Origin of the sequence: Pseudomonas sp. St386 (genome assembly GCF_018325865.1) — a bacterium.
Taxonomy (GTDB): domain Bacteria; phylum Pseudomonadota; class Gammaproteobacteria; order Pseudomonadales; family Pseudomonadaceae; genus Aquipseudomonas; species Aquipseudomonas brassicacearum.
In genome coordinates this window covers 926,712-939,545 of the sequence record NZ_AP021900.1, presented here as the reverse complement: position 1 = coordinate 939,545, position 12,834 = coordinate 926,712, and the positions used below count along the sequence as shown (strand labels likewise).

Annotated in this window: 8 protein-coding genes and 1 pseudogene; 3 read left to right on the top strand and 6 right to left on the bottom strand. The window is 54.1% G+C overall.

The window, feature by feature from the left end:
• Positions 1–98 precede the first annotated feature (98 nt).
• The 3 genes from KI235_RS03935 to KI235_RS03925 form a co-directional block, all read right to left on the bottom strand.
• The gene (locus KI235_RS03935) at positions 99–962 is read right to left on the bottom strand and encodes a DUF4231 domain-containing protein (protein WP_212795507.1); all 864 of its coding nucleotides are present in this window, start codon (positions 960–962) and stop codon (positions 99–101) included.
• Positions 962–1,441 carry a TIR domain-containing protein gene (locus tag KI235_RS03930; protein WP_212795506.1) on the bottom strand — a complete coding sequence of 160 codons (480 nt, stop codon included), beginning with the start codon at positions 1,439–1,441 and terminating at the stop codon, positions 962–964. Before KI235_RS03930 ends, KI235_RS03935 begins: the two co-directional genes overlap by 1 nt.
• Before the next feature lie 64 nt (positions 1,442–1,505).
• Positions 1,506–2,750, bottom strand: a complete 1,245-nt coding sequence (locus KI235_RS03925; RefSeq protein ID WP_212795505.1) for a tetratricopeptide repeat-containing protein — start codon at positions 2,748–2,750, stop codon at positions 1,506–1,508.
• 498 nt (positions 2,751–3,248) lie between these two features.
• Here KI235_RS03925 and KI235_RS03920 point away from each other — a divergent pair, with 498 nt between their 5' ends.
• The 3 genes from KI235_RS03920 (at position 3,249) to KI235_RS03910 (ending at position 9,536) form a co-directional block, all read left to right on the top strand.
• Positions 3,249–5,618, top strand: coding sequence for a DEAD/DEAH box helicase family protein (locus KI235_RS03920; protein WP_212795504.1), 2,370 nt, complete (start codon positions 3,249–3,251; stop codon positions 5,616–5,618).
• An 88-nt stretch (positions 5,619–5,706) separates the two neighbouring features.
• A complete protein-coding gene (locus KI235_RS03915; RefSeq protein ID WP_212795503.1) occupies positions 5,707–7,176 on the top strand; it encodes a class I SAM-dependent DNA methyltransferase in 1,470 nt (489 codons plus the stop codon).
• The gene (locus KI235_RS03910; RefSeq protein WP_212795502.1) at positions 7,173–9,536 is read left to right on the top strand and encodes a restriction endonuclease subunit S; all 2,364 of its coding nucleotides are present in this window, start codon (positions 7,173–7,175) and stop codon (positions 9,534–9,536) included. Before KI235_RS03915 ends, KI235_RS03910 begins: the two co-directional genes overlap by 4 nt.
• 251 nt (positions 9,537–9,787) lie before the next feature.
• Here KI235_RS03910 and KI235_RS30665 read toward each other — a convergent pair.
• The 3 genes and pseudogenes from KI235_RS30665 to KI235_RS03900 all read right to left on the bottom strand — a co-directional run.
• A pseudogene (locus tag KI235_RS30665) lies at positions 9,788–9,940 on the bottom strand (AraC family transcriptional regulator); the annotation flags it as partial.
• Between the two features lie 19 nt (positions 9,941–9,959).
• Complete coding sequence (gene leuA / locus KI235_RS03905) at positions 9,960–11,654, bottom strand: 2-isopropylmalate synthase (protein WP_212795850.1); 1,695 nt, start codon at positions 11,652–11,654, stop codon at positions 9,960–9,962.
• 224 nt (positions 11,655–11,878) lie between these two features.
• Positions 11,879–12,814, bottom strand: coding sequence for an AraC family transcriptional regulator (locus KI235_RS03900; protein WP_003197621.1), 936 nt, complete (start codon positions 12,812–12,814; stop codon positions 11,879–11,881).
• Between the last annotated feature and the right edge of the window lie 20 nt (positions 12,815–12,834).

The window sequence follows — 12,834 nt, the reverse complement described above, 5'->3', positions numbered from 1 at the left end:
AAGGCATCGTCTTGAACAGACGAGCCTTGACCCGCTCACCAGATAAAGACCGTTGCCTTAAGCCGCAACCACCTTCCGCCCGGTCCCAGTAACTCGCTTCAGTTGTCTTTACGCGCTACCCACTGCGTATGCTCGCGCGAAAACGCGTTCTCCGAATCTCCAACGAATGACGATAAGGCACCATCAGACACCAAATCATCAGCTTGCTCGCGAACGATGCCAATCTCATTGGCGGTAAGCGCGTAGGATGCGGAAAGCTCCGAGAAGCGCTTAGCCTGCATCCAAGTTAACAGGCTCGCCGCGATGGCGATCAATATGTCCGTTGGAAAATACTGATATTGCACGTTGGCAATCTTGATCAATGCACATAGCAGAGCGATTGCATTGATCAGCACTAATGTTGCGAAAAATCTTGAAGACGCTCGCTTGTTGAACGTCGCTTTTTTCTCATACCAAGCCAACTGATCGTTGATCCGATGCTGGATATAGGTATTTCGTCGTTCATCGAAAGAGCCAGACCTCAACTGCACCATCATGTCAGAAATTTGTTTTTCCTTGAGATGGGTGATGAGCTTATCTGAGATAGCTTTATTTTGTTTCACAACCTGTTTGAGCTTTTCGAGCAGCAGCGTCTTAGAGACGTCATCCGCCTCGTGAAAAGGCTCCGCCCGCGAGACGTAGCGCCAGACTAGCGTCTTGATGGACTCGGCTACAGCGCGACCGGAGTACCACAGACGCTCCGGCCTGACCAAAGCAAGGTATACGGAGCTTGCCATAGCCCCTGCCAGGAGTAACGCCTGTACAACGGCTGAGACCCAGTGCGGGTAATTGACCACTGACACCACTGCAGCCAAAACCAAGGACAGCAAATTCAAAACCAACGCGGTGAAGAAATGGGCCTGGGCATTGCCAGAAAGAGTGTCAGCCGCCTGATAAATTCCCGGAAAATCTGACTCTTTCATCACTGGGCCTCATAACCAAGTTTTGTATACATCGCGTCCCCATAGGACCAATCTCCGTGATCTTGCTTCGTAAAATTATCCAGCGCGTGGGCAAGGATCCGGGCCCTGCAAGGTACGAAGACAGCCCCAATGTCTCGCATCGCCGCAGGGCAAGAGTTGGGATTCATTTTGCGACTACCGTCGAGATTAACGCCTATAATTCGGCACTCTTTCTCGAGGGCAACTTCAATCTCCCAGCCCACATATTTGAATTTGTAGCGCGTATCATCGCCTATCAAGAGCGCAAATGTACCCGCCATATCTATACGCTCACGGCATTTGCGTTTGATATAAGCTTCATCTTCAGACCTGAGTGCAACTTCAAGCTGACAGTCTGCAAAATTAAAATCAATGTGTTTATTTTTTTTCCATGCACACATAATATTGTACATATGAAGATCCGTACTACTAAAGCTGACAAACGTCCTTGGCAACCCCATGTTTACTTTTCCCTTTCAAAACGGCTAAAATTTTTAGGCAACCCCTGAAAGTTAAAGGCTATATCTATACGCGCGTCAGTGCGGATAGCCTTTCAGGCTGGATAGCCATCAGCTCCTCTTTCCCCATGTAATAGGTGTCCAACTCCCATTGAGCAGTGGCCGCCCCTATAAATTTTTGCTCGTACGTCATCCCCGTTGCGGGCTCTTCGCAAGCAAAGTAGCAATTTGCCAATGTGGCATAAACCCAGCGTTTATCCGGCCTGTCAAAAAAATCAGGGGATGCTTCCACAGCTGACAGCGATTTCATGATTGATCGACGAATCTTCTGAGCACTCATGAAGTCATAGACTTTTTCTGTATGCTCGGCATGCTCTTGTGCTCGATACTCAAAGCACAGGGCAAAGTTCTCACCATTGTAATAGTCACGCCGGACCTCAAACCCCCTGCCGTAGAGTCGTATGGCGAGATCTAAAGCGGCCCTATCGTTTTGAAATAACCAAAGTCGCTTATAGATGGCACCGGCTATACCCAAAGTTTCCGGGTCATTGGAGAGTTCAGGCTTAAGAGGCTCTAGAACAACCAATCCTGCATGCAACGCCGAAATCTCGTCTGGTAATTTTGATTTGTAGGTGCTTAATGCGAGTTTTTGCAGGATGTCGGGCTCCTCAGGTTTCATCTCCCGCGCAGCGCTAAACTCTGCGACAGCGGCAACGTGATCGCTTTGCCGCATGAATTTTTCACCGGCATGCATATGATGCGATAATTTTTTCTGAGCCGCCTCCGCCTCATCAATCATTTCCTCGTATTGATCATCCGACATCCGAGGAGAAACGAGTTTAGGAAGGAAAGTGTAGACAGGACTATCGACAGCCCCCTTCATCGCGGCGTCAATAAGGTCTTCCAAGGCCTTCTTCGCCCTGATTACCTCGCGACCCATTATGTCTTCGCCAAAATGAGCATATCGAAGAGTGCTGACATGGTTGAGATCAAAATGAAGCTTGCCCTGGTCTTCATTCATGATGATCGTTGAGTTCGGGCGCAGGGCATGCCGAACACCGAGCTCATAAACAGCATTCACGTTTCCGGTAGAAATGTCAGCAATGACAAGGTCTGCTCGCAGGAGCATCTCGTACATCTGGACGTCGATAATTCCCGACTGCGTGATTTCATCTGCTCTTACGCAACGCAGGCCTTTGCTGGTAACGGCGGGCTGAATGATAGTCTCGTAGGTGGCATTCAGATCCAGTGTGCGACCGCTTTCGTAATCCGTTTTCTTGCCAAATCCCATCACGACGAAGCAAACCTGCATCTGTGCAATTCCTTTTAACAACACAACAGTCAAGGCGTGATGGATACAGGGTTGAGGAGATCAGGTAGGAGTCCACTCCTGGATCTATCCAGCGACACTCGCATAGCAGGCTTTATGATATCACGACAAAAAGCGCCCCAAAGACTCTTCGCCCCCCCAAGACATGGCTTTTTCAATCGTAAGTGACTTGGGCGTCTAGCAGCTGGCTTGCCGAACAGCCCCAGGTAGCTTAACTGTAAGTCTTCTGCGGCCTGATGAGATAGCCAAAACTCTTTCGGTCAACGGGTGAAAAATTGCTCAACGTGAATGATTCGACTCAACCATACACGTTAACCCTGACGAACCGCGATCGATGTACATTTTGTACGGAAGGGCATAAACCACAAAAATCTGATCATTCCCCTAGCCACCATCAAACAAGGTACATTTACGCCCATCGAGCACGATCAGCTGTGCCGGAATGGAGCGACCAGGCCGGCTTGAAAGGGAATTGGGGTTATGGACAAAAAGTCGCTTTCCGAGCGGGACATCTGCAGCAAGTACATCGCCCCAGCCGTTCAGCAAGCTGGATGGGACATGCACAAGCAGGTGCGCGAGGAAGTCAGCTTTACCAAAGGCCGCATTATCGTCCGAGGCAAACTTCACAGCCGCGGCGAAGCACGCCGCGCAGACTTCATCCTCTACCATCAGGCCAACCTACCTATCGCTGTAATCGAGGCGAAGGACAACAAGCACACCGTTGGCTCCGGCATGCAGCAAGCCCTGGGCTATGCAGAGGCCCTGGACGTACCGTTCGTGTTCTCCAGCAATGGCGATGGCTTCCTGTTTCACGACCGCAGTGGCACAGGCAGCCAGGTAGAAACCGAACTCACCCTTGATCAATTCCCCAGCCCTGCCGAACTATGGCACCGCTACTGCCAGTGGAAGGGGCTGGATACTACAGCCCAACACAAGATCGAAGCTCCCTACTACGACGACGGCTCCGGGCGCATGCCGCGCTATTACCAGATGAATGCCATCAACCGCACCGTCGAAGCCGTAGCGCGTGGCCAAGACCGTATCTTACTAGTGATGGCCACGGGGACCGGCAAGACCTACACCGCCTTCCAAATCATCTGGCGGCTGTGGAAATCGAAACAGAAGAAACGCATCCTGTTTCTGGCCGACCGCAACATCCTGGTCGACCAGACTAAGAACAACGACTTCAAGCCTTTCGGCCAGGCGATGACCAAGATCGCCAAACGTCAGATCGATACCTCCTACGAGATCTACCTGTCGCTCTATCAGGCCGTCACCGGCACTGAAGAAGAGATGAACATCTACAAGCAGTTCTCCCGCGACTTCTTCGACCTGATCGTGATCGACGAATGCCACCGTGGCAGCGCCGCCGAGGATTCCGCCTGGCGTGAAATCCTCGACTACTTCTCCAGCGCCACCCATGTCGGCCTCACCGCCACACCGAAGGAAACCAAAGAGGTCTCCAGTATCACCTACTTCGGTGAGCCAATTTACAGCTACACCTTGAAGCAGGGCATCGAAGACGGCTTCCTCGCCCCCTACAAAGTGGTGCGTATTGACTTCGATAAAGACCTTCAAGGCTGGCGGCCACCCAAAGGAATGCTCGATAAGAATGGCGAGCTGATCGAAGACCGCATCTACAACCTCAAAGACATGGACCGCTCCCTGGTTATCGAGGCGCGCACCCAACTGGTGGCGCAAAAAGTTACCGAACTCCTCAAGGCCACCGATCCGTTTCAGAAAACCATCGTCTTCTGCGACGACATCAACCACGCCGAGCGCATGCGCCAGGCACTGGTCAACCTCAACCCCGAGCGTGTGGCCGAGAATCGCAAGTTCGTCATGCGCATCACCGGCGATGACCAGGAAGGCAAGGCCGAGCTGGACAACTTCATCAACCCGGAAGAGCGCTACCCGGTGATTGCCACCACCAGCAAGCTGATGACCACGGGCGTCGACGCTCAGACCTGCAAGCTGATCGTGCTCGACCAGCACATTAAATCGATGACAGAGTTCAAACAAATTATCGGTCGCGGCACTCGCATCAACGAAGACTACGGCAAGTACTGGTTCACTATCATGGACTTCAAAAAGGCCACCGAGCTGTTTGCCGACCCTGCCTTCGACGGCGACCCGGTGGTTATCTACGCCCCAGAAGGTGATGACTCTCCCGTACCACCACCGGATGACCCGCTTGCCGACGAAGATGACATCACCGCAGGCAACGATAACGAGGGCGATGATCTGGATTTTACCGGCGAAGATGAGGGCAAAAAACGCATCAAGTACGTCATCGACAATGTCCAGATTTATGTCATCGCCGAGCGTGTGCAGTATTACGGCCCGGATGGCCGACTGATCACCGAATCGTTGCACGACTACACCCGCACCTGCGTACAAAAGCAGTTCGCCTCATTGGATGACTTCCTTCGGCGTTGGAGTGATTCCGAGCAAAAGAAAGTCATCATCGAGGAGATGGCCGTCCAGGGAGTGATGTGGGAGGCCTTGGCGGAGGAAGTGGAAAAGAAACAGGGCAAGCCCCTCGATCCGTTCGACTTGATCTGCCACGTCGCCTTCGATCAACCTGCCCTATCACGCCGCGAACGTGCTGAGCAGGTAAAAAAGCGCAACTATTTCGCCAAGTATTCTGGCGCAGCCCGCCAGGTACTGGAGGCTTTACTAGATAAATACGCCGATACCGGCATCGAGCATATTGAGGATATCAAAATCCTGCAGCTTGACCCTTTCAGCCAGTTCGGTGCGCCCATCGAGCTGGTCAAAGCCTTTGGCGGCAAGGCTGGCTACAACAAAGCTATCCACGAACTGGAAGACGAACTTTACGCAAGCTAACGGCCAACTGCCGGCGACCTGCCAAAGCAGCCGTCCACACTATCCTGTAGAATTTCGCCCCCCTTGCGGTACGCGTTGAGAGAACTTCATGTCCATTAGCTCCACCATCAAGTCCATCCAGGACATCATGCGCAAAGACGTTGGCGTAGACGGCGACGCCCAGCGTATCGGCCAGCTGGTTTGGCTGCTGTTCCTGAAGATCTTCGATGACCGCGAGCTGGAATGGGAGGTAATGGATGACAACTACCGTTCGCCCATTCCCGACAGTTGCCGCTGGCGTACCTGGGCCGCCGATCCGGAAGGCATGACCGGCGAGGCGCTCAAGGACTTTATCGACAACAACCTATTCCCCCAGTTGCAGAACCTGAATGAGTACAGCAACACGCCTTCTGCCTTTGTGGTGCGCAGCGTGTTTGAAGACGCCTACAACTACATGAAGTCCGGCCAGCTACTGCGCCAGGTGATCAACAAAATTCAGGAAGGTGTGGACTTCAACAAGGCACAGGAACGCCACGAGTTCGGCAACCTCTACGAGCAACTGCTGCGAGACCTGCAGAACGCTGGCAACGCCGGCGAGTTCTACACCCCGCGTCCGGTCACCGAGTTTATGGTGCGCATGGTCGATCCTAAGCTGAACGAAAAGGTTATGGATCCGGCCTGCGGGACAGGCGGCTTCCTCACTTGTGCCATCGAGCACAAGCGCAGCCGCTATGTAGAAACCGCCGAAGACGAACGCATCCTGCAAACCAGCATCTTCGGTGTTGAGAAAAAGCCGCTGCCGCACCTGTTGGCCACTACCAATATGATCCTACACGGCATCGAGGTACCCCACCAGATCCGCCACGACAACACGCTGAGCAAACCGTTGATCAGTTGGGGGCCGAGTGAGCGCGTGCATTGCATCGTTGCCAACCCACCATTTGGCGGAATGGAAGAAGACGGCATTGAGACAAACTTCCCTGCTGCCTTCCGAACTCGAGAGACCGCAGATCTGTTTTTGGTGCTGATCATGCAACTGCTGAAAGACGGTGGCCGCGCCGCTGTGGTTCTTCCTGATGGCTTTCTATTTGGCGACGGCATCAAGAGGCGGATCAAGGAAAAGCTGCTGACCGAGTGCAATCTGCACACGATCGTTCGTTTACCCAAGGGCGTGTTCAATCCCTACACCAGTATCAAGACCAACCTGCTGTTTTTCACCAAAGGTACGCCGACCAAGCAGGTGTGGTTTTACGAGCACCAGTATCCTGCTGGGGTGAAAAACTACTCCAAAACTCGTCCCATGCGTATCGAAGAATTCGCTGTGGAAGAAGCCTGGTGGGGCGAAGAAACCGATGGCTTTGCCGCGCGGGTGGGGAACCAATTCGCATGGAAGGTCAACGTTGCGGAACTGGAGGCGAGCAATTGGAACCTAGACTGCAAAAACCCTTATATCGGTGAGCAAACCAGTCACGCCCCTGACGAACTGTTGCGCAACTACGCCAGCCTGCAACACGAAATCGGCGACCTGCGCGACCAGATTAAAGCCGTATTGGCCGAAGCTCTGGAGCGTCAGGAATGACAACATTGCTTACTGACAATCTGCCGCTGCTGGCCGGTGCGCCCAATGGTATAAAGAAACTGCGTGGGTTAATCCTGGAACTGGCAGTGCGCGGTAAGTTGGTGCAGCAAGATCCGAATGATGAACCAGCCAGCGCATTCCTTAAGCGCATTGCCGAGGAAAAGGCAGAACTTGTGGCTGAGGGCCAAATAAAGAAGCAAAAAACACCGTCGACGATAGCTGAAGAGAAGCAACTCTTTGAGTTACCTGCCGGATGGGAGTGGGCCAGTACAGCGACGCTCACATTGCTTATCACTGATGGAACCCATCATACGCCCACGTATATAAGCTCCGGCGTCCCGTTCATTTCTGTGAAAGACATTGATGGGACAACTATTTCTTTTAGTAACTGCAAATACATTTCGCAGGAAGAGCACACAGCGATTAATGCACGCTGCAACCCTGAACAGGGCGACATTTTGCTATGTCGGATTGGCACTCTTGGACGGCCAACCATTGTGGATACCGAAGTTCCTTTCAGCTTATTCGTGAGCGTGGGACTATTGAAACTGCCAAAGAAAACGGAGTTTTCTCGGTATTTTCATTGCGTGCTATCAAGTCCCTTGATGTACCGTCAGTATGATCAGATTAAGGCTGGAGGCAGCCATACAAATAAGCTGAATCTGGGTGACATACCCCGCCTGTTTGTTCCGGTTCCGCCACTCAACGAGCAATATCGTATCGTCGCTAAAGTCGATGAACTGATGGACCTATGCGATCGACTGGAAGCCGAGCAGGCCAACGCAGGAAACGCCCACGCCCAACTCGTGCAAGCGCTGCTCGACAGTCTGACCCAAGCTAGCGACGCCGCCGAGTTCACCACCAACTGGCAGCGCCTGGCCGAACACTTTCACACCCTATTCACCACCGAACCCAGCATCGACGCCCTCAAACAAACTCTGCTGCAACTGGCCGTGATGGGTAAATTGGTTTCGCAAGATCCCAGCGATGAACCGGCGAGTGAGTTTGTAAAACGCATCCAAGCCGAAAAACAACACTATCTGGCAAAATCAAAGGCTCGTAAACAAAAGGATCTGGCTGCTGATTTGCGATCGGAGCCGCCTTTTGAAGTCCCTACCTGCTGGGAGTGGCAAACCATTGATGATGTTTTGCATGTATCCGGCGGTATCACACTTGGACGAAAACTTAGCGGCCGCAAGCTGCTATCCAAGCCTTACCTCCGCGTGGCAAATGTCCAGCGTGGACGCTTGGAAATGGAGCAGATTAAGGAAGTCGAAGTCCCAGAAGACGAAGTCGAAAAGTACCTACTTCGGAACGGTGACCTGTTGATTACAGAAGGTGGTGATTGGGATAAAGTCGGACGTACGGCAATTTGGCGTGATGAGTTGCCCGAGTGCCTTAACCAAAACCATGTTTTCCGGGCGCGTGCCGTGGTTAAGGATTGGGAGCCACGCTGGGCAGAGATGTATCTGAACTCGGCCTCAGCAAGAAAGTATTTCGCGGGCTCATCAAAGCAGACCACCAACCTTGCTTCCATCAACATGACCCAACTTCGAGCATGCGCGTTCCCATTACCACCGCTCGGAGAACAACTGCGCATCGTCGCCAAAGTCGACCAACTAATGGCCCTCTGCGACCAACTCAAAACCCGTCTCACCCAGGTCCGCCAGTTGAACGAACAGTTGGCTAGCACCCTGGTCGAACGCTCCCTCGCTGAAGATGCCCAGCAGGGTTCCATCGCCACGGATCGGCAAGTAGCCCGCACCCTGCTCGCCGCAGAAATCACTCATCAGCTACATAGCCTTCGCACCTTCGGCCAACGCAAGCTGCAGAAGGTGATTTACTTGGCCGAACACACGGCCAGGCTCGCCGCGATCCAAGGTAACTACCTGCGCGACGCCGCTGGCCCCCACGATCGCCAGTTGATGACTAAGGTCGAAGGTGAGATGCAAATCCATCAGTGGTATGAGCGCATCGAGCGCGAGACTGTTGGCCATGCTTACCGCCCGCTTTCCCATGCAGGACAGCATCGGCTGGCGTATAGCAGCGCCTGGTCGGCCGCTGAACGTACCACCATTGAGCAGGTCATCGAGTTAATGCGGGACTGGGATACGGATCGTTGCGAAATGACAGTGACGCTCTATGCCGCATGGAACGACTTTATTCTCGAGGGCCGCCCGGTTTCCGATGAAGCCATCGTGAACGAAGTCATGCATAGCTGGAACGACACCAAACTGCGCTTTGGCGAAACCGAATGGTTGGCGGTACTCGCAGAGATGAAGAAGCACAAAATCCTGATGCCCACCGGCTTTGGCAAACGCACCACAGGCGGCATGCTCAGCTTGCCCGGTTTCGAGTAAACAGATGATCCTTTTTGGCCGTCCTCTGCAAGATATGGATACGACACATATCGCTCAATCCAACTTCTCGCGGTATTCCAGTTGGTATTCCAAAGAAAATTACGAACTCACATTTATCAATTAAATCAAATAGCTAAAAACCCAGTTCAGATTACCCCGGCCACCACTTCATCATCTAAAGACGTCCACGGACGTCTTTTTTTGTGCCATACCAAAACTCTCCCACGCCTGCTCCCGCCCCTGCGCGTCTCCAACCCAAGAGTATGGCCGGAGGGAACGACCCACGTCGTACCGGCCACCGAGACCAACATCACGCCATTGATGGCATACACCAGTTGCCCTTCGGCATGCCAATGCGAAGCCACTATGTCCCCATGACCGTAGTTACCGGCCAACGTCGCCAGGGCTGTACACGCAGCCCTGTCAGCAAGGCACCGCAGCGCTCATCACGCTGAGCAGCCCCAGGCGCGATGCGTGATTGACGGCGCTTGTCACCGCCTTGAGGGACGCCAGCAAACTACTGCCGTCGCGCGCGGCGCCAAATAGCAGCCGGTTATTCACGCGAATCTCGACATAGGCCAGTGCTTCGGCCTGAGCCCCATCGCGAGCAGCGTGCTCATGATAATCGGCGATATCGAAGTGAACGCCACGCTGGGCAAATGCATCGACCAGCGCCGCCAGCGGACCGTTGCCCTCACCGCTGAGGTCGAACTTGGTGCCCCCCATGTCAAGCACACCCTCCAGGTAAGTCACAGCGCCTTCACTGACCAATTTAGGCTGCAACAACGTGTAGGGCGTGCCCTCATCCAGATAGTGCCGGGTAAAGCACGCAAGGATCATCTCGCTACTGATCTCCTGGCCCGATCCATCCGCCTCTTGCTGGACCAGGTTGCTGAACTCCATCTGCAACCGGCGCGGCATCACGACCCCATGCTGTTCAAGCAGATAGGCCACGCCGCCTTTGCCCGATTGGCTATTGACGCGGATGACCGCCTCATAACTGCGCCCCATATCCGCCGGATCAATAGGCAGATAAGGCACTTCCCAGAAGCCATCGGGATTGGCCTGGCGCACTGCAAAACCTTTCTTGATCGCGTCCTGATGCGACCCTGAAAAGGCCGTGAACACCAGCTCGCCCGCGTAAGGATGGCGAGGATGCGTGGGCAGCTGATTACAGTGTTCCACCTCGCGCTGGACGTGGATGATGTCCGAGAAATCCAGCTGCGGATCGATACCGCTGGTGTAGAGATTCATGGCTAGGGTGAGGATATCGACATTGCCGGTTCGCTCGCCGTTACCGAACAGCGTGCCCTCGACCCGTTCGGCACCGGCCAGGCAGGCCTGCTCGGCGGTGGAAACCCCGGTGCCCCGGTCATTGTGCGGATGAACGCTGATGATCACGCTGTCACGACGGCTGAAATGCCGGCAGAACCATTCGATCTGATCGGCGAAGACATTGGCCGTGGAGACTTCGACGGTAGTCGGTAGGTTCAGGATCATCTTGTTGGAAGGCGTTGGTGCAAAGACATCCGTCACCGCCTCGCAGACTTGCAATGCAAAATCCAACTCGGTGAAACAAAAGGTCTCGGGGGAATACTGGAACGTCCACTGCGTCTCGGGATTGTTGTCCATGTGCTGTTTGATTTCGCGAGTGGCCTGGGTGGCAATCTCGATGCACCCGGCGCGGTCAACACCGAATACCACGTCTCGAAACACCGGGGCGGTCGCGTTGTACACATGCACGATAGCGCGGGGAACGCCCTTCAATGCCTCGAACGTGCGCTCGATGAGATGGCTGCGGGCTTGCGTCATGACCTGAATCGTCACGTCATCGGGAATCGCTCCCGTTTCGATAAGTTCGCGCACGTAATCGAAATCGGTCTGCGAAGCGGCTGGAAAACCTACTTCGATTTCCTTGAAACCGACCTTGACCAACAGGTCGAAGAAACGACGCTTGCGTTCGGCATTCATCGGCTCGATCAAGGCCTGATTGCCATCGCGCATATCGACGCTGCACCAGCTGGGCGCAACGGACTGGACCTTACCGGGCCATGTGCGGTCCGGCAGATCCACGGTGGTGAAATGTCGATATTTGCTGGAAGGATCCTTCAGCATCATGGTGCTTATCCTTTTGATACGTCCATAGGGGGCAGGCTCGGCATCTGAGACCACCGAACATTGGATCCAATCATAAATGAACATAACTTGATGCAAATTGCGTTTTCACATCAACAGAAGGATAAAACAACAAAAAATAACCAATAAAATTTAACACCTTGGTTATTTATGCTCAAACTCTAAATATTTGAACAATTTCAGCTCTAACAGGATCCAGCCCACCCCTAATGCGACGAAACATAAACAGACGGCGCAACAGGCGCAGGCAACGCATAAGTCGCCTTCATCCATTCAATCTCCGCCTGAGGCGTTCGCCCGAACATCCGCTTGAATTCGCGGCTGAATTGCGAGGCGCTTTCGTAGCCGACGTTGAACGCGGCCGTCGAGGCGCTCATGGTGTTGCGCAGCATCAATAATCGCGCCTGGTGCAGGCGTGTCGATTTCAAGTACTGCATGGGCGTGGAGTCCGTCACGCTGCGAAAGTGCAGGTGAAAGTTGGGGATGCTCATGTTGGCTTCATGGGCGAGCGTTTCGACGTCCAGGTGCTCGTGGTAGCAGCTGTGGATCTTGCGGATCGCCCGGGTGATCTTGCCGAAGTGCCCCTGGCGACTGAGCGCGGCGCGCATCGAGCCGCCCTGCTCGCCGGTCAGGATCCGGTAGTAGATTTCCCGTACCAGCGACGGTCCCAGTATTTGCGCTTCACCCGGGCGACTCATGGCTTCCAGCAGACGCAGCGTCGAGCTGCGCAGCAAATCGTCCATGGGCGAGGCGTACATGCCTTTGGGTTGGGCATCACTGGGGCCGAGGGTCTCGTCGACTTGCAGCATCAACTCGCTGGCCAGCTGTAAGTCGAGGCGCATGTAGACCGCCAGCATGGGCTCAGCTTCGGTGGCGTCGGTCTCCATGGTGAATGGAACAGGGACAGACACCACCAGATAGTGCTGGGCGTCATACACGTAGACGTCCTCCCCCAGATAACCGCGCTTGCGCCCCTGGCACAGGATCACGATACCGGGCTCATACAACACCGGCGTGCGCGTCAGCGGCCGGTTCGAACGCAGAAAACGGATGTCCTCCAGCGCGCTGAGGTTGTAGCCCTCGACCGGCGCAAGCTGTTCCATCAACTGCACCATGCGCGAGGTGTTTGAGGCCTGAGTCATTGATGCCCCTTTGCTGGCTG